The sequence below is a fragment of the Bordetella genomosp. 1 genome (genome assembly GCF_002261335.1).
Lineage (GTDB): Bacteria > Pseudomonadota > Gammaproteobacteria > Burkholderiales > Burkholderiaceae_B > Bordetella.
The window spans coordinates 526,091-545,305 of the sequence record NZ_NEVL01000002.1 but is presented as its reverse complement, the minus strand read 5'-3'; the positions used below and the strand labels follow the sequence as shown (position 1 = coordinate 545,305).

The 19,215-nt window shown below is 70.4% G+C and carries 16 protein-coding genes; 8 read left to right on the top strand and 8 right to left on the bottom strand.

Features of this window, described 5'->3' with window-relative positions; translation table 11 throughout:
- The first annotated feature begins 2 nt into the window (after window positions 1–2).
- The 5 genes from CEG14_RS07660 to CEG14_RS07640 all read left to right on the top strand — a co-directional run bounded on the left by CEG14_RS07660 (window position 3) and on the right by CEG14_RS07640 (window position 4,449).
- Window positions 3–1,175 carry an NAD(P)/FAD-dependent oxidoreductase gene (locus tag CEG14_RS07660; protein WP_094825758.1) on the top strand — a complete coding sequence of 391 codons (1,173 nt, stop codon included), beginning with the start codon at window positions 3–5 and terminating at the stop codon, window positions 1,173–1,175.
- Window positions 1,172–2,242 (top strand): ABC transporter substrate-binding protein, encoded by a 1,071-nt coding sequence (locus CEG14_RS07655; protein WP_094825757.1) that lies wholly within the window; start codon window positions 1,172–1,174, stop codon window positions 2,240–2,242. The genes CEG14_RS07660 and CEG14_RS07655 overlap by 4 nt, the downstream gene beginning before the upstream one ends.
- Before the next feature lie 65 nt (window positions 2,243–2,307).
- Complete coding sequence (locus tag CEG14_RS07650) at window positions 2,308–3,087, top strand: SDR family NAD(P)-dependent oxidoreductase (protein WP_094825756.1); 780 nt, start codon at window positions 2,308–2,310, stop codon at window positions 3,085–3,087.
- A gap of 2 nt (window positions 3,088–3,089) precedes the next feature.
- Window positions 3,090–4,028: a 2-hydroxyacid dehydrogenase gene (locus CEG14_RS07645; RefSeq protein ID WP_094825755.1), complete on the top strand. Its 939-nt coding sequence runs from the start codon at window positions 3,090–3,092 to the stop codon at window positions 4,026–4,028.
- Between the two features lie 85 nt (window positions 4,029–4,113).
- Entirely contained in the window at window positions 4,114–4,449 is a 336-nt protein-coding gene (locus tag CEG14_RS07640; protein WP_094825754.1) for a hypothetical protein, read from the top strand.
- 7 nt (window positions 4,450–4,456) lie between these two features.
- Here the strand turns inward: CEG14_RS07640 and CEG14_RS07635 are convergent, their stop codons facing one another.
- Window positions 4,457–6,076 carry a GGDEF domain-containing protein gene (locus tag CEG14_RS07635; RefSeq protein WP_094825753.1) on the bottom strand — a complete coding sequence of 540 codons (1,620 nt, stop codon included), beginning with the start codon at window positions 6,074–6,076 and terminating at the stop codon, window positions 4,457–4,459.
- A gap of 88 nt (window positions 6,077–6,164) precedes the next feature.
- On the bottom strand, window positions 6,165–7,685 hold the full coding sequence (locus CEG14_RS07630; RefSeq protein WP_256985600.1) for a sensor domain-containing diguanylate cyclase: 1,521 nt from the start codon (window positions 7,683–7,685) through the stop codon (window positions 6,165–6,167).
- A 342-nt stretch (window positions 7,686–8,027) separates the two neighbouring features.
- Between CEG14_RS07630 and CEG14_RS07625 the strand changes: the two genes are divergently transcribed.
- Window positions 8,028–8,882, top strand: coding sequence for a universal stress protein (locus tag CEG14_RS07625; RefSeq protein WP_094825751.1), 855 nt, complete (start codon window positions 8,028–8,030; stop codon window positions 8,880–8,882).
- Window positions 8,883–8,888: 6 nt separating this feature from the next.
- Here CEG14_RS07625 and CEG14_RS07620 read toward each other — a convergent pair whose 3' ends face one another.
- The 4 genes from CEG14_RS07620 to CEG14_RS07605 all read right to left on the bottom strand — a co-directional run bounded on the left by CEG14_RS07620 (window position 8,889) and on the right by CEG14_RS07605 (window position 12,314).
- On the bottom strand, window positions 8,889–9,314 hold the full coding sequence (locus tag CEG14_RS07620; protein WP_094825750.1) for a YidB family protein: 426 nt from the start codon (window positions 9,312–9,314) through the stop codon (window positions 8,889–8,891).
- 200 nt (window positions 9,315–9,514) lie between these two features.
- A complete protein-coding gene (locus CEG14_RS07615; RefSeq protein ID WP_094825749.1) occupies window positions 9,515–10,771 on the bottom strand; it encodes a lytic murein transglycosylase in 1,257 nt (418 codons plus the stop codon).
- A 35-nt stretch (window positions 10,772–10,806) separates the two neighbouring features.
- The gene (locus tag CEG14_RS07610; protein WP_094825748.1) at window positions 10,807–11,499 is read right to left on the bottom strand and encodes an MOSC domain-containing protein; all 693 of its coding nucleotides are present in this window, start codon (window positions 11,497–11,499) and stop codon (window positions 10,807–10,809) included.
- A complete protein-coding gene (locus CEG14_RS07605) occupies window positions 11,496–12,314 on the bottom strand; it encodes a ferritin-like domain-containing protein (RefSeq protein ID WP_373454180.1) in 819 nt (272 codons plus the stop codon). The genes CEG14_RS07610 and CEG14_RS07605 overlap by 4 nt, the downstream gene beginning before the upstream one ends.
- Before the next feature lie 82 nt (window positions 12,315–12,396).
- Between CEG14_RS07605 and CEG14_RS07600 the strand changes: the two genes are divergently transcribed.
- Window positions 12,397–13,533: a GNAT family N-acetyltransferase gene (locus CEG14_RS07600; protein ID WP_094825746.1), complete on the top strand. Its 1,137-nt coding sequence runs from the start codon at window positions 12,397–12,399 to the stop codon at window positions 13,531–13,533.
- A gap of 15 nt (window positions 13,534–13,548) precedes the next feature.
- Here CEG14_RS07600 and CEG14_RS07595 read toward each other — a convergent pair whose 3' ends face one another.
- Complete coding sequence (locus CEG14_RS07595; protein WP_373454179.1) at window positions 13,549–14,055, bottom strand: cyanophycin metabolism-associated DUF1854 family protein; 507 nt, start codon at window positions 14,053–14,055, stop codon at window positions 13,549–13,551.
- Entirely contained in the window at window positions 14,030–16,312 is a 2,283-nt protein-coding gene (locus CEG14_RS07590; protein WP_094825744.1) for a cyanophycin metabolism-associated ABC transporter, read from the bottom strand. Before CEG14_RS07590 ends, CEG14_RS07595 begins: the two co-directional genes overlap by 26 nt.
- A gap of 263 nt (window positions 16,313–16,575) precedes the next feature.
- Here CEG14_RS07590 and cphA point away from each other — a divergent pair, with 263 nt between their 5' ends.
- Window positions 16,576–19,191, top strand: coding sequence for a cyanophycin synthetase (gene cphA, locus CEG14_RS07585; RefSeq protein WP_094825743.1), 2,616 nt, complete (start codon window positions 16,576–16,578; stop codon window positions 19,189–19,191).
- Window positions 19,192–19,215: the final 24 nt, after the last annotated feature.

Genomic DNA, 19,215 nt, shown 5'->3' with positions numbered 1-19,215 from the left:
CCATGGACCGCCTCATCGACACCGACGTCGCCATCATCGGCGGCGGCATCATCGGCGCCAGCGCGGCGCTGTTCCTGCGCCGCCGCGGCCGCGCCGTGACGCTGCTCGACATGGGCGCGTGCGGCGCCAGGGCGAGCGGCGTGAACTACGGCGGCGTGCGGCGCCAGGGCCGGCCGCTGTCGCAGATGCCCCTGACCGCACGTGCCCACGAGCTCTGGCAGCAACTCCCCGCGCTGATCGGCACCGACGGCGAATACGTGCGCAGCGGCCATCTCAAGCTGGCCCGCAGCGCCGAGGACATGCAGGCGCTGGAGCAGTATCGCGACGCCACGCGCGGCCATCGCATGCACCTGCAACTGCTGGGGCCCGCCGAGCTGCGGCGCCGCTTCGGCTGGCTCACCGACACGCTGGCGGGCGCCTCGCTCTGCCCCGACGACGGCCACGCCAACCCCCGCCTCGTCTCGCCCGCCTTCGCGCTGGCGGCCGCGGCGGCGGGCGCGCGCATCCTCGAAGACACCCGCGTGCACCACGCCGCGCACGATGGCGCGCGCTTCGAGATCACCTGCGAGAACGGCCTGCGCGTGCGCGCCGCCGTGCTGCTGAACTGCGCGGGCGCCTGGGCCGGCGAGATCGCGGCGGGCTTCGGCGAGGCCGTGCCCGAATCGATGATCCACCCCTTGATGATGGTGACCGAGCCGCTGCCGCACTTCATGAGCGTGAGCCTGGGCATCCAGGGCGGCGGCATCTACGCGCGCCAGGTCGAGCGCGGCAACTGCGTGATCGGCGGCGGCCGCGGCGCGCTGCAGCCCGACGGCTACGCCCGCCCGAGCCGCAGCGCCCTGCCCGCTCTGCTGGCCCGCGCCGCCGAGCTGCTGCCGCCCTTGCGCGGCGCGCAGGTGATCCGCTTCTGGACCGGCGTGGAGGGCAGCATGCCCGACCACAATCCGGTGCTCGGCCCCAGCGCGCGCGTGCCCGGCCTGTTCCATGCATTCGGCTTGTCGGGCGCGGGATTCCAGGTGGGCCCGGCCATCGGCGAGGTGCTTTCCGAACTGGTGGTCGACGGCGCGTCGGCCATTCCTATCGATGCCTTCCGCATCGAGCGATACGCGGCGAGCGCTCATGACGCCGCATGTCGAACCGAGTCGTCCCGTGAGCAAACGCTGGAGTCAACATGATCGATCGCAATCGCGGCGCCCGACGGCGCTTCAAGACAATGGGGAAGTGGGTCGCCGGCGCGCTGGTGCTGGCGGCGTCGGCGGGCGCCATGGCGCAGAAGACGCTCTACGTGGGCATGAACGGCGGCGACATGGAGCGCGCGTTCACGCAGCATGTGTTCCCGGCGTTCGAGCGTGCCAACGACGTGAAGATCGTGGTGGTGCCCGGCACCTCCACCGACGTGCTGGCCAAGGCGCAGGCCTACAAGGACCGGCCGCAGATGCACCTGATGTTCCTCGATGACGGCGTGATGGCGCGCGCGATCTCGATGGGCCTGTGCCAGAAGATGGACGACGCACCGGTGTTCCAGGACCTGTATCCGACCGCCATCATGAAGGATCGCATGGCCGCCGGCATCGACATCGGCATGACCGGCCTGGGCTACAACACCAAAATCTTCGCCGAGCGCGGCTGGGCCCCGCCGACCTCGTGGATGGACCTCGCCGATCCCAAGTACAAGGGCAAGGTCGTGTTCCAGTCGGCCGCCGGCAGCACCTTCGGCCTGCACGCCTTCCTGATGTACAACCGCCTGGTCGGCGGCGACGACAAGAATCCCGATCCGGGCTTCAAGAAGTGGGGCGACACCATCGGCCCCAACGTGCTCGAGTACATTCCGAACTCGGCCAAGCTGGCCGAGATGATCCAGAGCGGCGAGGCGGCGATCTTCCCGCTCACGCCGACCGCCATCGCGCGCCTGAAGAAGCGCGACATCCCGGTGGAATACGCCCAGCCCAAGGAAGGCTCCGTGATCCTGATGGTGGGCGAGTGCGTGATCGCCAACAACACCGAGCCCGCGCTGTCGCAGAAGCTGGCCCAGTATCTGCTCTCGCCCGAGGCCCAGTCCGCGGCGCTCGAGTTCGGCGGCCACTTCCCGTCGAACCGCAAGGTGCAGGCCGACGCCGCCAACCAGGCCATCCTCAAGCAGTTCCAGGGCTACATGGAAAGCGCCAAGGTGCTGGACTGGGACGTGATCAACGCCAGCCGACCGGCCTTCAACGCGCGCTGGAATCGCACCGTCGAGCGCTGAACCGTACCGCACAGGGCGGGCGCGGCGACGCGCCCGCCTTTTTTCATGACGCAAAGGAAGCTCCGATGAGCCGTACGCAATTTCTCTTCGATGGCCAGACGGCCGTGGTCACGGGCGGCGCCCAGGGCATCGGCGCGGCCTGCGCGCGCCGCCTCGCCGAGGCGGGCGCCGCCGTCTGCATCTGGGACGTGGCCGACGCGCCGGGCCAGGCCCTGGTGGACGAGCTGCGCGGGCTCGGCGCCACCGCCCACTATCTGCGCTGCGACGTATCGCGCAAGGCCGAGGTCGACGCCGCGCTGGCCGCCACGCTGGCGCGCTGCGAGCGCGTGGACATGCTGGTGAACAACGCCGGCATCGTGCGGCCGTGCGAGTTCCTCGACATCAGCGAGGAGGATTGGGACCGGGTGATCGGCGTGAACCTCAAGGGCGCGTTCCTGGTCGGCCAGGCCGTCGCGCGCAGCATGGCGGCGCGAGGATCGGGCGCCATCGTGCACATGAGCTCGGTGAACGCCGTGATGGCGATCCCGACCATCGCCTCCTACAACGCCAGCAAGGGCGGCATCGCCCAGCTCACCCGCGCCATGGCGCTGGCGCTCATCGATCGCGGCATCCGCGTCAACGCGGTCGCGCCCGGCACCATCGCCACCGAGCTCGCGCAGAACGCCGTGATGGCCGACCCGGCCGGCCGCGCCCGCCTGCTCTCGCGCACGCCGATGCGCCGGCTCGGCGAGCCCGCCGAGGTGGCCGACGCGGTACTCTATCTGCTCAGCGACGCCTCCAGCTACATCACGGGCGAGACGCTGTTCGTCGACGGCGGACGGCTGGCCCTGAACTACACGGTGTGACCATGCGCATCACCATCGCCTCCGGCGGCCCCGCCGCCCTGCCCGAGTGGCAACGGCATTTCCGCGAATTCGATCCCGCCATCGAGGTGCTGGGCTGGGAGGCGGCGCAGGCCGATCCGGCCGGCGTGCGCTATGCGCTGGTGTGGCAGCCGCCGGCCGGCGGCCTGGCGGCCCTGCCGGAGCTGCGCCTCATCATCAGCGCGGGCGCCGGCGTGGACGGCATCCTGGCCGATCCGCAGCGTCCGGCCGGCCTGCCGATCGCGCGCATGATCACCGAGGAAACCCCCGAGGTGATGGCGGAATACGTGCTGACCGCCGCGCTGATGCTGCTGCGCGAGGCGCGCCTGATGGCGCTGGACCAGGCCGCGTGCCGCTGGAACGTGCTGCCGGCGCCGCGCCGCATGCGCGAGGTGCGGGTGGGCGTGATGGGCCTGGGCCAGCTCGGCGCGGCCAGCGCCCGCCTGCTGGCCCACACCGGTTTCCAGGTGTCGGGCTGGTCCCGCTCGCGCGCCGCGATCGCGGGCGTGCAGACCTACGCCGGCGAGGAGGAATTCGACGCCTTCCTGGGCGGCACCGACATCCTCGTGTGCCTGCTGCCCGCCACGCCCGCCACCCGCGGCATCCTGGGCGCCCGCACGTTCGCGCGCCTGCCGCAGGGCGCGGCCGTGATCAACGTGGGCCGCGGCAGCCACCTGAACGAGGCCGAACTGCTCGACGCCCTCGACGGCGGCCGGCTGGCGGGCGCCGTGCTCGACGTGTTCGACACCGAGCCCCTGCCGGCCGACTCGCCGCTGTGGTCGCATCCGCGCATCATCGTCACGCCACACTATGGCGCGACGCCCTCGCGGCGCGACCGGGCCCGCCACGCGGTGCGCCTGATCCACCTCCACGAGCGCGGCGCGGCGCTGCCCCACCTCTACGACGCGGGGCGCGGCTACTGAAGCGGCCACCGAGCCGCTATCGAGCCGCTGCGGCAAGCCGCGTCTGGACGATAATGGGCGGATCCTCCCTCTCTGTGATCCGCTCATGAACTGGCATCTCTACCGCACCGCCCCCATCGACGTGGGCTGGGACTTTCTCCTGACCCTCACCGAGGCCTTCGCGCTGCTCGAGGCCGCCGAAGAACGCGGCGAGCCGATCGACGTGGACCTCAGCCACGATCAGTTGCGCGCGCAATTCGTCGAGGTGCAGGAACGCGCCGAAGCGATCGGCTGGGAAGGCGACTTCCGCGTCGAGCCGCACGTACTCATGCTGCCCGACCCCGCCTCGGGCCGGCTCGCGCCGGGCTTCGTCTGGAAGCAGGACAACGACGGCCTGTGCTTCGTGGCCTCGCCCTTCGCCCTGCCCTGGCTGCTGGGCTGAGGCCCGCTCAGCGCCGCTGATGCGTGGCGTTGGCCGGGTCGAGTTCGGCCGCCGGCCGGGTGCCGTGCGCCTCGTACACGAAGGTGCGGTCGCGGCCGGCCTCCTTGGCATCGTAGAGCGCGCGGTCGGCGTTCTGGAAGGCCTCCTCCACGGTCGCGCCCGATAGCGGGAAGTGCGCCACCCCGACCGAGATGGTCATGGGGCGGCCGCCCTCCACGCGCAGGCTCGACACCACCTGGCGCAGGCGCTCGGCGAAGGCCGCGCCACCCGTCACGGGCACGCGCGGCAGGATGATCATGAACTCGTCGCCGCCCAGGCGCGCCACCGCGTCGCGCTGGCGCGCCTGCTGCTCGATCGCGCGCGCCACCTCCTGCACCGACAGGTCGCCGATGTGGTGGCCGAAGGTGTCGTTGATGGTCTTGAAGCGGTCGATGTCGAAGGTGATGATGGCGAACGGCGTGCCGCTGGCCGCGAGGGCGTCCACCACGCTCTGGAGGCCGCGGCGGTTGAGCAGGCCGGTGAGCGGGTCGCTCTCGCTCTCGCGCCGCAGGGTGCGGATGCGCCGCAGCGTCGCCATGAGCCCGATCAGCAGGCCGCGCCGCAGGTCGGCCGCCTCCTGGTACCAGCCGCGGATCGCGCGCACCGTGGCCGGCGTGCCCGGATCCTGCATGGCGGTGGCGGCGCTCGCGAGCGCGCGCAGCGGCCGGGTGATGAGCCCGGACAGCCACCAGATGGCGAACAGGCTCAGGCCGATCAGCGGCAGCGCATACATCAGCGTGCGCCAGAGCGCGGCATCGACGCGCTCGAGCGCGGCCTCGGTGGGCTTCTGGATGATCACGCCCCAGCCCACCGATGGCACCGGCGCATAGCCGCCCAGCATCTCCACGCCCTCCTGGTTCACGAAACGCATCGCGCCGCGCTCGCCGCGCCGCACCGCCTGCTCGGCGGGGTTGTGCACCACCTCGCCCTCGCGCACCGACGAGGGGTGATAGATCAGGGCGCCGCCGCTGTCGACCACATAGCCGTAGGTGCCGTCGAGATAGGTGTGCTCGCCCAGGATGGCCTGCAGGATCGCGGGCTGGTGCAGGTAGATCAGGCCGGCGACGTAGCCGATGTATTCGTTGTTGGCGTCGTACATCGGATGCGACAGCATCACCACCCAGCGGCCGTTTTTACCGCGGCGAAACGGCTGGCTCGTGAGCGGGCCGCGCGCGGCCAGCGCGAGCCGCGCCGGCTGGCTGTCGACCCGCTGGCCGACCAGCCGGGCCGCCGCATCGGTGTCGGCGATCACCACCGAATCGGTGTTGACGACCAGCAGCTCGTTGAACAGATCGCTCACGCGCAGCATGTGATCGACCGCCTCCTGCGCCGGGCCCGGCGCCAGCGGCCCCGCTTCGAGGTCTTCGCCGACGGCGAACAGCAGGCGGCGGCAGCTGCGCAGATAGTTTTCGGTGACGCGCGCCAGCTTCTCGGCGTAGACGCGGTTGGCCTCCAGCGTATCCTGCAGCAGGATGTCGCGCTTGACCACGTAGGTGGCATAGAACGTGTTGGCCAGGACGGCCGCCACGAAGAACACACAGAACCACAGGATCAGGCTGCGCAGATGCACGCGTATGGGGAGAAGCATAGGCAGGCAGCGGAGGGGGCAACCTTGCCATGATAGCGACTGACCGTGGCAATCGCGAGCGGCGCCATGCGGCCGTTGCGCGGACGTGTCAGCCCAGCTCGTGCGCCGAGCAGACGCGGTTGCGGCCCTCGGCCTTGGCGCGATAGAGCGCCTGGTCGGCCCGGCCCAGCGCCTCGGCCAGCGTCGCGCCGTCCTGCGGGTAGGCGGCCACGCCCACCGACACGGTGCGCGCGCCCTGCGGAATGGCCTGGAAGCCCTCGATGTCGGCGCGGATCCGCTCGGCCACCCGCAGCGACACTTCGTGCGTGGCACCCGGCAGCAGCATCACGAATTCCTCGCCGCCCAGGCGGCCGACGATGTCGTGGCTGCGGGCGCGCTTGACCAGCAGGGCCGCGATCCCCTGCAGCACGGTGTCGCCGGCGGCGTGGCCGTGCTCGTCGTTGACCGACTTGAAGAGGTCGATGTCGATCGCCAGCACCCCCACCGGCGCGGCCAGCGGCAGCTCGTGCGACAGGAACTGGTCGAGGCCGCGGCGGTTGAGCGTGCCGGTCAGGGCGTCGGTCAGGCTGTCCTGGCGCAGCCGGTCGAATTTGTTGCCGATGCGGCGGCGCGCGGCCGCCAGCGAGCGCTTGATCTGGTCGGCCTCGCGATACCAGGCGCTGATGGCCTCGATCCGGCGCGGCGCGCGGAACTGGTCCAGGTCGATGGCCACGGCGGCCAGGCGCGACAGCGGCCGCACGATGCGGTTGGCCAGCCACCATACGCACAGGATCGACAGGCACAGCCAGGGCAGCGAAAGGAACAGGGTCTGGCGCACCAGCTGCGGCGCGCGCGCCAGCACCGCGTCGACCGGCCGCTGCACCACCAGGCCCCAATGGGCCGTGCGCACCAGCGCGTAGCCGGCCAGCAGGTCGCCGTCGCCGGGGCCGTCGAGCCGCATCGCGCCCTCCTCGCCGCGCATGAGCGCGGCCACCACGGGGGTCTCGCCGAGCGGCGCGCCCACGGTTTCGTACTTGGGGTGATAGAGCACCACGCCCTGCGCGTCCACCACGTAGTGCTGCGTGCCGTTGCGATGCTCCTGCTCGCCGAGCAACTCGCTCAGGCCGTTGGGCTCGTGCAGGAACAGCGCGCCGAGCACCATGCCGCCATAGCTGCCGTCGGCCAGGAACACCGGCTGGGAGATCGACACGACCCAGCGGCCGGAATCGGTGATGAAGGGGGCGCTGATGCGCGCCTCGCGGCTGTTCAGCGCCTTTTCGGTCTGGGCCGCGCGGGCGCGGCGCGGCACGTTGGCCGAGGGCGGGGCCTGCGCGGTGATGACGCCGTCGGCGCGCACGAAGGCCACGGCATTGAAGTCGGTGCCCTGGCTGCGCATGCGGCGCAGCTCCGCCTCGACCACGTCGGGCCGGGCGTCGGCCGCGCCGATGGTGGTGGCGCCATAGGCGAGATCCGACAAGGCGTTGCGCAGGAAGACGTCGGCCGTATGCGCGAGCTTCTGGGCGAACACGCGATTGTCTTCGAGGGTGCTGCTGGCCAGGATGTCGCGTTGCACGACCGTGCTGGCATAGAGGGCGCCCGCCAGGCCCAGCAGCAGGGAAACAATGCTCAACCCGAGAACCAGGTGACGAAGATCGAGTTGGCGCATAACGCTGTCGGCCAGGCAACACACAAACCCTCGATCATAGCCGCCAGGGCGCGCCAATGGTATGCCCCGATCGTCGTAATCGCATAAACCCGGAGGATCGGGCCGGATACGGGCTTGCACCGTGGCGCGGAACGCACGATAGTAAGAGGGACGACTCGGGACACCCGGCACACCCGGAACGAACCGCGAGCGGCCGGGCGCCCGCCTCCGCCGGTTCGGCCGAGCCGCGAGGCCGGCGCTGCTGCCGGAGGCCGACGGGCGGACCGCGCTTTACCCGCCCGCCGTCATGCGCCCGAGGAGACGGCCATGAAATATGTCATTGCCTGCATTGCCGACACCCCGCGTGCCGAGGATGTCTGCGACCACGCCATCTGGGCTGCCCAGCGCCTGGACACCGACCTGGAATTCCTGCACGTGCTCGAGTACCAGCCCGATGCGGCGCCGATCACGGACCTCAGCGGCGGCATCTGGATGGGCGCCCAGGAAACCCTGCTGCTCGAGCTGGCCGAACTCGACAAACGCCGGTTCGAGCTGGCCCGGACTCAGGGCCAGCAACGGCTGCAGTCGGCGGTCGAGCGCGCCCGCGCCCAGGGTGCGCTGCGCACCGACGGCAAGCAGCGCCAGGGTCTGCTGGTGGACACCTTGCTGGAGATCGAGGCCGACACCCGGCTCTTCGTGATGGGGCCGCACAGCGGCCCGCCGCGCAGCTCGCGCCTGCTGCCCGACCACAAGCTCGAGGCCTCGGTGCGCGCGTTGCGCCGGCCGATCCTGGTGGCGAACCAGCCGTTCCGCGCCCCTGCCCGCTTCATGCTGGCCTTCGACGGCAGCGAGACTTCGCGTCACACCGTCGAGGCCGTGAGCCGCAGCCCGCTGCTCACCGGCCTGGCCTGCCAGATCGTGGTGGTGCAATCTGACGGCAAGGACGGCAGCGATGCGCTGCAATGGGCGCGCAGCACGCTGGTGCAGGCGGGCTTCGCGGCCGAGGGCGTGCTGCTCGACGGCGAGCCCGCGCCGCAGCTGTTGCGCCACGCCACCGAGCAGGCGATGGACCTGCTGGTGATGGGCGCCTATGGCCATTCGCGCATCCGCCAACTGGTGCTGGGCAGCACCACGACCGCGCTGCTCAACCAGGCGGCCGTGAACCTGCTGATCCTGCGCTGAGCGGTCTCAGCCGGCCTGGCCGCGCCCGTTGAGCAGGCCGGCCAGCGAGCCCAGCAGCTTGGCCGGGTCAAGCCCCTGGCCGGCGGCCAGCGCGCCGTCGGGCGTAGCCTGGTCGACGAGCTTGGGCAGCAGCGTGGCGAGCTGGCTCAGCACGTCGCCGCGCGATTCGCCGGTGCGGTTGGCCACGGCGTCGACCATGCCGGGCTCCAGCACGGCGTCGAGCTGCTCGGTGGAAACCGGCTGGTTGGGCCCGGTGCCGATCCACGAGGCCACCACCTCACCGAGCCCGCCCTTCTGGAACCGCTCGATGAGACCCGACAGCCCGCCCGGGTAATTGTTGATCTGCTCGATCAGCGCGGGAATCAGAGAGGCGGCGCCGCCGGATGAGCCATTGCCCCCGGCCAGCGAAGAAAGCGTGTCCAACAGACTCATGATGCGCTCCTCGAGAACGGGGCAAGCCCCCGACAGCCGCAGTCTAGCGCGCGACGCCGCGCGCCATCCTCCCGCCCCCATCCGAATTTGCAACGATTCGTGCGGCCGGCTAGGTGCGGCCGGCCAGGTGCGGCCGGCTAGACGCGGCAGAAAGAACGCAGGGCCGGCCCCGGCCCGCAGGCCGCGGCCTCGCCCTTGCCTCACTGCTGGCGCAGCGCCTTCAGCGTCTTCTGGCCGGCGCGGCCGTCGTCGGGCAGGCCCAGCTCGCGCTGCACCTGCTGCAGCGCCTGGCGCGTGCGGGTGCCGATCACGCCGTCGGGCTTGCCGATGTCGTAGCCGCGCGCCACCAGCAGCTCCTGGATCTCGCGGCGCTCGGCGCGCGACAGGCCGGGATCGTCGGTGGGCCAGGCGCGCACGAAGGGCATGCCGCCTCGCAGGCGGTCCGACAAGTGCGCGATCGCCAGGCCGTAGCTCTCCGCCGCGTTATACGAATAAAGCGCGTCGAAATTCTTCGTGACCAGGAACGCGGGGCCCTGCGGGCCCGCCGGCAGGAGCAGCCCGGCCTGCAGCTCGCCGGCCGGCAGCGCGCGGCCGTTGGCGCGCTTGATGCCGGCCGCCGCCCACTGCGACATGGGCTTCTTGTTGCGCCGGCCCGCGCCGCTGGTGTCCAGGCCGCTGGGCAGGGTCACTTCGAAGCCCCAGGGGATGTCGTTGTTCCAGCCGGCACGCTTGAGGAAGTTGGCGGTCGAGGCCAGCGCGTCGGGCACGCTGTCGACCAGGTCGCGGCGGCCGTCGCCATCGAAGTCCACCGCAAGGCGCAGATAGGTGGACGGCATGAATTGCGTCTGGCCGAAGGCGCCGGCCCAGGAGCCATTGAGGCGCTCGGGCTTGACGTGCTCGTCCTGGATGATCTTGAGCGTGGCGAAGAACTCGCCGCGGAAATAGGCCTGGCGGCGGCCGAAGCACGAGAGCGTGGACAGCGACTGCAGCAGCGGGCGTCCGCCGAGGTTCTTGCCGAAATTGCTTTCCACCCCCCACACGGCGACCACCGTCGCGGGGTCCACGCCGTATTGCGTCTGGATGCGGGCCAGCTCCTTGGACCATTGCTCCAGGCCCTGCTCGCCGTCGTGGATGCGCTCGGCATCGACCAGGCTGGCCAGGTAGTCCCAGATCGGCGTCTTGAATTCGGGCTGCGCATCGAGCAGCTCGAGGATGGACATGTCGGGCGTGATGCCCTGCGTGTAGGTGTCGAACGTGGCGCCGCTCACGCCGGCCTTCAGCGCGTCGGGGCGCAACTGGCCCAGGCAGGTGGCGTAGGCCTTGAGGTCGGCATCGCTGGGCGGCTGGGCGGTGCTCTGTGCCTGCGCGGCGGGCAGGATCGCGGCGGAGAGCGCGGCGGCGAGCGCGGCGCCGGCGGCGCGGCGGGAAAGGAAGCGGCGTTGGACGGGTCGGTTCATGCGCTGATTCTAAACGCAGCCCCCGCCCCGCGGTGTCACAAGCCGTCACCCCGCAGGCGCCGGTTCCAGTCTTCGGCCACGCCGGCCTCGCGCCGTTTCGCGAACAGCGCGCGCCAGTTGGGCGAGAGCTCCGGCATGTCGGCCAGCTGGGCCAGCGCCGCGCCGTCGACCACGCGCCGGTTGAGCAGGTCCTGGATGCGTGCCAGCGTCCAGCCGGGCCGCGGCCGCGCGACGCGTTCGAGCTGCGCGCCCGCGTGCAGCGTGCCCGGCTCCAGCACCCGGTAATACCAGCCCGTCAGGCCGCTGCGCTGCACCTCGGCGGCCATGCCCTTGTGCGCGAAACGCACGTCGAGCTTCCAGCAGGGCTGGCGCGCCTGCGACACCTGCAACACCAGCGTGCCGCAGCGATAGATGTCGCCGATGCAGACCTCGCGTTCGGTCAGGCCGACGGTGCTGATGTTCTCGCCGAAGGCGCCGGGCCGCGTCAGCACCTCGCGCGCGCCGAGCGCCTGCTGCCAGAACGGATAGTGCTCGTAGGCGTAGTGATGCACGGCCTTTTCCGGCCCGCCGTGAAAGCGCGGGTCGGCCTGCTCGTCGCCCGCCAGCCCCAGCGGGCCGACCGCCACCGGCGCCGCCAGCGCGTGCTTGGCGATGGCGCTGGTCTTGCCGCTGTCGCCCAGCGGCGCGACCGGTCCGGCCAGCACGGTGAGGATCGTGTGGCCGCTCATGACGCGCGCTCCGGCATGCCCGCCGCGAGTTCGGCCAGCTCGGCCTCGTCGAAACCGGCGGCGCGGCGCGCCTCGAGATTGAAGGGGCCGCGCAGCCGCGGGGCGTCGTACTGGCGCGCCAGCACGCCGTATTGCGACACGGGATCGAGGCCGCGTTCGGCGCAGAAATGGCGATACCAGCGATTGCCGATGGCCACGTGGCCGATCTCGTCGCGCAGGATGATCTCCAGGATGGCGGCGCCCTGCGCGTCGCCGGCGCGGGCGAGCTTGTCGCGGATCGGCGGCGAGGCGTCGAGGCCGCGCGCCTCCAGCGTGCGCGGCACCAGCGCCAGCCGCGCCAGCAGGTCGCCGCGGGTCCGTTCGGCCATGTCCCACAGGCCGTTGTGCGCCGGGAAATCGCCGTAGCCATGACCCAGCGTGGCCAGATGGCGGTTGAGCAGGTCGAAGTGACAGGCCTCTTCGCGGGCCACGCCGAGCCAGTCGCGATAGAAGGCGTCGGGCAGGCCGGCGTAACGCCAGATCGCGTCCAGTGCCAGGTTGATCGCGTTGAATTCGATGTGGGCCAGGGCGTGCAGCAGCGCCGCCCGGCCTGCGGGCGTCTGCACCGAGCGCTGGCGCACCTGCGCGGGCGGCACCTGCTCGGGCGCGCGCGGGCGCCCCGGCAGGCCGGCCGGCTCGGCCAGCGCCAGCTCGGCGCCCGCCGGCAGGGTGTCGTCGATGGCGGCCACCGCCGCGAGTTTGTCGGGCCACTCGGCGGCGCACAGCGCCGCCAGCGCCTGGGACCGCAACGTGGGCTGCGGGGTCGCTGCATTCATGAAAGTTCCGCCAATACCGGGAAGCCATCGACCCGACGCGGTCATGCCGCGCCAAGTCACGCGCAGACTTTATCATTGCGCCATGGACACCGCTTACCGCCTCGCCGTCGAATCCTCGCTCGCCGGCATCGACCCGGCAGAATGGGATGCGCTGGCAGGCGGGCAGCCCTGCCTGAGCCATGCCTATCTGCACGCCCTGCACGAGACCGGCTGCGCCACGCCGCAGACCGGCTGGACGCCCTACTACCTCGTGCTGCGCGCGGGCGAGGCCCTGGCCGGCGCGGTGCCGCTCTATCTCAAGGCGCATTCGCGCGGCGAGTACGTGTTCGACTACGCCTGGGCCGACGCCTACCATCGCCACGGCCTGCGCTACTACCCCAAGCTGCTGGCGGCGGTGCCGTTCACGCCGGTGCCCGGCCGCCGGCTGCTGGCGCGCGACGCGGCGGTGCGCGACGCGCTGGCCGAGGCCCTGGTGGGGCTGGCGCGCGAACTCAAGGTGTCGTCGCTGCACGTGCTGTTTCCCGACGCGGCCGACCGCGACGCCCTGGCCCGCGCCGGCTGCCTGGTGCGCGAAGGCGTGCAGTTTCACTGGCGCAACGCCGGCTATGCCGACATGGCCGCCTTCCTGGCCGCCTTCAATCACGACAAGCGCAAGAAGCTGCTGCAGGACCGCAAGCGCGTGGCCGCCGCCGGCGTGACGTTCCGCCACGTCGAGGGGCCGGCGCTGTGCGACGCCGACCTGGACTTCTTCTATGCCTGCTATTGCCAGACCTACCTCGAACACGGCAATCCGCCCTACCTCACGCGTGCCTTCTTCGACCGGTTGCGCGCGCATCAACCCGGCTCGCTGGTGCTGGTGCTGGCCGAACGCGACGGCGAGCCGGTCGCCGCGGCGCTCAATCTGCGTGGGGGCCAGGTGCTGTATGGCCGCTACTGGGGCTCGCGCGTGTTCGTGTCCGGCCTGCACTTCGAGACCTGCTACATGCAGGCGATCGAGTACTGCATCCGCCACGGGCTCGACACCTTCGAGGGCGGCGCGCAGGGCGAGCACAAGATGGCGCGCGGCCTGATGCCGGTGGCGACCTGCTCGGCGCACTGGATCGCCGACCCGCGCTTCGAGGCCGCGATCGACGAATTCCTGGGCGATGAGACGCGCGCGGTCGATGCCTATCGCGGCGAGCTGGAAGCGCACACGCCGTTCCGCCGCGGCGGCCCCTGAGCCGGGAAACCCGGGTCAGAGGAAGCGGTCGAGCAGCTTGCGGCTGGCGCGGTCGAGCGCCTGCGCGTCGCGGATCAGGTAATGGATGCCGTGGCTGTCGGTGATCAGCAGTGTGTGGCCGGCGAGCCGGCGGATGTCTTCCTCGCCGCGCAGCACGAACGACACCTCGCCGCGATCGGTCTGCACCTTCCAGGTGGAAGGCGTGGCATAGGTGGACACGCTCACGAGCCGCTGGATCTCCGGCATGAATTCGCGGCCGGCCAGCTCGGCCTCGATCAGCTCGCGCACGGCCGGGGCCAGCGCCTGGGGATCGGCGATCCAGATCAGCTCGTGGCCGTCGGGGCTCATCAACGAGAGGCCGCCGGCCGGCTCGCTGATCGGAAACGCGCGGACCGGCACCACGCCGTCGTGGGTTGCGCCCGCCTCGTCGACATAGACCAGGCGGCCCATCGCGTTGCGCTGCAGATTCAGTTCGGACAGGGAGTGCGCCATGGCGTCACGCGACGGCGACGATGTCGTCATCGTCGTCGCCGCTTTCGGAGTCGTTGTTGCGGGCCTGGGCCTGATAGAGGCGGTAGTAGGCGCCTTCGCGCGCCATCAGCGCCTCGTGCGGGCCCTCTTCGACCACCTGGCCCCGGTCCATCACCACCAGGCGGTTGGCCCGGCGCAGGGTCGAGAGCCGGTGCGCGATCGCGATGGTGGTGCGGCCGCGCACGAGGTTGTCGAGCGCCTTCTGGATTTCTTTCTCGGTGGTGGTGTCGACCGAGGAAGTGGCCTCGTCGAGAATCAGGATGCGCGGGTCGATCAGCAGCGCGCGCGCGATCGAGATGCGCTGGCGCTCGCCGCCCGACAGCGCCTGGCCGCGCTCGCCCACGAGCGAGTCGTAGCCGTGCGGCAGGCGCAGGATGAAGTCGTGCGCATGCGCGGCGCGCGCGGCGGCGATGATTTCCTCGCGGGTGGCCTCGGGCTTGCCGTAGGCGATGTTCTCGGCGATGGTGCCGAAGAACAGGAACGGCTCCTGCAGCACCAGCCCGATGTTGCGCCGGTACTCCGACACCCGCAGCGAGCGGATGTCGATGCCGTCGACCAGCACCGCGCCTTCCGACACGTCGTAGAAGCGGCAGATCAGGTTGATCAGGGTGCTCTTGCCCGAGCCGCTGTGGCCCACCAGGCCGATCATTTCGCCCGGTGCGATGTCCAGGTTCAGGCCACGGATGACCTGGCGGTTGCCGTAGCGAAAGCCCACGTCGCGCAGCTTGATGTGGCCTTGCACCGGCGGCAGGGCCACTGGGCGCACCGGCTCCGGCACGCTGGAGACGTGATCGAGAATGTCGAAGATGCGCTTGGCGCCGGCGGCCGCTTTCTGCGTGACGGACACGATGCGGCTCATCGAGTCGAGGCGCGTGTAGAAGCGCCCGATATAGGCGAGGAACGCGGCCAGCACGCCGACCGTGATCTGATCCTGCGACACCAGCCAGATACCGAAGATCCACACCACCAGCAGGCCGATCTCGGTGAGCAGCGTGACGGTGGGCGAGAACAGCGACCAGACCTTGTTGACCCGGTCATTGACCTCGAGGTTGCGATTGTTGGCCTCGCGAAAGCGCTGCACCTCGCGCTTTTCCTGGGCGAAGGCCTTGACCACGCGGATGCCGGGAATCGTGTCGGCCAGCACGTTGGTGATCTCCGACCAGATGCGGTCGACCTTCTCGAAGCCGTGGCGCAGGCGGTCGCGCACCACGTGGATCATCCACATGATGAAGGGCAGCGGGATCAGCGTGACCAGGGCCAGCGAGGGATTGATCGAGAACAGGATGGCCGCGGTCATCGCGATCATCAGCACGTCGTTGGCGAAATCGAGCAGGTGCAGCGACAGGAACACGCAGATGCGGTCGGTTTCGCTGCCGATGCGCGCCATCAGGTCGCCCGTGCGCTTGCCGCCGAAATACTCCAGCGAGAGCTGCTGCAGATGCTCGTAGGTGGTGGTGCGCAGGTCGGCGCCGATGCGCTCGCTCACCCAGGCCAGAATGTAGGTGCGGGCCCAGCCCAGCGCCCAGGCCAGGATGGCCGAGGCCAGCAGGCCGCCCAGATACAGGCGCACCTTGCTGTAGTCGATCGAGACGCCGTTCTGGTAGGGAATCAGCACCTCGTCCATCAGCGGCATGGTGAGATACGGCGGCACCAGGGTGGCGGCCGTGCCCAGCAGCGTCAGGAGAAACCCGGCCAGCAGCGGGAAGCGGTACGGCCGGGCAAAGCGCCACAGCCGCAGCAGCGCCCACGTCGAGGGCGGCTCGGCCGACTCGCCGTCGCACTGCGGGCAATCTTCGTCGTCGGGGTCCAGCACGGCCTGGCAGGTGGGACAGACGGCGTCGCCGCTGGCCTGCGCCTGGGTGTTGGACAGGCGCAACGCCTGCTGGCTCTCGAACTGGTTGAGCAGCCGCAGCGCGGCCGGATTGCGGCCCAGCGTGAAGCGCCACATGCCGAGCCGTTGCTCGCCGTCGTCGAGCTCGAAGGCGGCGGCGCCGGCGTGATCGTGCAGGTTCAGGCGCAGCGCACTGGAATAGGGCCACGATTGCCATTGGCCGGCGGCATCGCGCGCCAGCAGGCGCTGGTCGGTGGCGATCACGAGCCCGGGCGCATAGCGCAGCCGGGCATCGAGGTCGGTTTCCAGCCAGGCCAGAATGCCCTCGTCCTCGCCCAGCCGGGCATCGGCTTCGGCCTGCCACTGGGCAGGTAACTCGCGCGCGTTTGCGCTGGAAGTTGTTGGGTGTTTTTTCATCAGAACGCGTATTACACCGCCCCCGGCCGGCCCTGGGGAATCGTTCCCCCGGCCACGGACCGAAAACGTGTCCGTTCCTTACAACAGCGCGAGTTTATATGGGCAAAAAGGCGGCGTATAGTAGCAGCCGAGTTTCGTATTTTCTACTGCAGGAAATCGCCACCCTTCTCACATAGGCTACACCCCCGTCCGGCACCAGTCTGGCTTTACGGCACGCCCCGGGAACCCCTCCCCGCCTATGTGTAACCGCACCCCAAGCTTCCATGAAAAAAAAGGACATTGAATTTCTCGATGTCGTGGCTCTGCGCGGCCCGAACATTTGGACGTATCGCCCGGTGCTCGAAGCCTGGGTCGACATCGGGGAGTTGGAGAATTACCCCTCCAACGTGATCCCCGGTTTCTACGAAAGGCTCACCGCCTGGCTGCCCAGCCTGATCGAACACCGCTGCAGCCCGGGCGTGCGCGGCGGCTTCCTGCAGCGCCTGCGCGAGGGCACCTGGCCCGGCCACATCCTCGAACACGTCACCCTCGAACTGCAGAACCTCGCCGGCCTGCCCGGCGGCTTCGGCAAGGCGCGAGAGACCTCCACGGTCGGCGTCTACAAGGTGGTGGTGCGCGCCTGGCACGAGCAGGTCACCCGCGCCGCGCTGGCCTCGGCGCGCGACCTGGTGATGGCCGCCATCGAAGACCGGCCGTTCGACGTGGACGAGGCGATCTCCGATCTGCGCTCGCTGGTCGATCGCCATTGCCTCGGCCCGAGCACGGCCTGCATCGTCGACGCCGCCGACGATCGCGACATTCCCTATACCCGCCTGTTCGAAGGCAATCTGGTGCAGTTCGGCTACGGCGCGCGCCAGCGCCGCATCTGGACCGCCGAGACCGACCGCACCAGCGCGATCGCCGAAGGCATCTCGCGCGACAAGGATCTCACCAAGTCGCTGCTGTCGACCTGCGGCGTGCCGGTGCCCGAGGGCCGCCTGGTCGAGACCGTCGAAGACGCCTGGGAGGCCGCGCAGGACATCGGCCTGCCGGTGGTCGTCAAGCCCTATGACGGCAACCACGGCCGCGGCGTCTTCACCAATCTGATGACGCGCGAAGAGGTCGAATCGGCCTACGGCGTCGCGGTGGAGGAAGGCAGCGGCGTGATCGTCGAGCGCTTCGTGCTGGGCCTCGAGCACCGCCTCCTGGTGGTGGGCGACCGGCTGGTGGCCGCGGCCGCCGGCGAGCCGGCCTGGATCACGGGCGACGGCAAGAACACCGTCGAAGACCTGATCGCCAGCCAGATCAACACCGACCCGCGCCGCGGCCGCACCGAAAACCATCCGCTCAATCCGGTGCGGCTGGACTCGGCCGCGCGCCTCGAAATCAAGCGCCAGAACCTCAGCGCCGACAGCGTGCCGGCCGACGGCCAGCGCGTGCTGATCCAGCGCAGCGGCAACGTCGCGTTCGACGTGACCGACCGCGTGCATCCGGACACCGCCGCGCTGGTGGTGCTGGCCGCGCGCGTGGTGGGCCTGGACATCGCGGGCGTGGACCTCGTGGCCGAAGACATTTCGCGTCCGCTCGACGAGCAGCGCGGCGCCATCGTCGAGGTCAACGCAGGCCCCGGCCTGTTGATGCACCTCAAGCCCGCCGACGGCACCGCGCGCCCGGTGGGCCGCGCCATCGTGGACCACCTGTTCCCCGAAGGCGAAGACGGCCGCATCCCCATCGTGGGCATCACCGGCACCAACGGCAAGACCGTGGTCGCCCGCCTGGTGGGCCGCATCCTGCACCTGTCCGGCAAGCAGACCGGCGTGGCCTGCAGCGAAGGCCTGTACCTGAACAAGCGCGCCGTCCAGCAGGGCGATTGCGCCACCTGGGCGGCCGGCCGCCGGGTGCTGATGAACCGCTCCGTCGACGCGGCCGTGATCGAGAACGACAGCAGCGTGATCCTGGGCCAGGGCCTGGCCTACGACCGCTGCCAGGTCGGCGTGATCACCAACATCGACGACGGCGATCATCTGGGCGACTTCGACATCAACGAGACCGACCGCCTGTTCAACGTGCTGCGCACCCAGATCGACGTGGTGCTGCCGGGCGGCGTGGGCGTGCTCAACGCGCGCGATCCGCGCGTGGTCGAAATGGCCGAGCTGTGCGATGGCGAGGTGATGTATTTCGGCCTGACGCCGAACGTGCCGGCGCTCGCCTCGCACGTGGCGCTGGGCAAGCGCGCCGTGTTCGTGCGCGACGGCCACATCGTGCTCGCGCGCGGCCGCACCGAAGAACGCCTGGCCGACATCGCCGCGGTGCCGCTCACGCATGGCGGCCGGGTGCAGTTCCAGGTCGAGAACGTGCTGGCCGCCGTGGCCACCGCCTGGGCGCTCGACGTGCCGATCGACGTGATCCGCGCCAGCATCGAGACCTTCGACATCGACCAGGCCGATGCGCCGTGGCAGTTCACGCTGTTCGAGCGCAACGGCGTGTCGGTGGTGGTGGACGACGTGCACAACGCGTCGGCGCTGCGCGCGCTGCTGGCCGCGATCGAGCAGTTCCCGAGCCAGTCGCGCGTCGCCGTGTATTCGGCCGGCCAGGACCGGCGCGATGAAGACCTGATCGAGCAGGGCCGCCTGCTCGGCGCGGCATTCGACCGCGTCGTGCTCTACGACGATGCCACCGTCAAGAGCAAGCGGCCCGCAGGACAGGCCCGCGCGCTGCTGCGCCAGGGCCTGGAACAAGGAGGCAGGGCCGTCGAGATCGTCGACGAACCCGACCACGCGCAAGCCATCCGCCGGGTGCTCACGCAGCCGGCGCAGGGCGAGTTCGTACTGCTGCAATCCGATGAAGCGTTCTCCGGTCCCACCATAGACCTCGTGCGCCGCTGGATCCAACAAGACTGACAACCAATAAAGCGCCGCGACCAG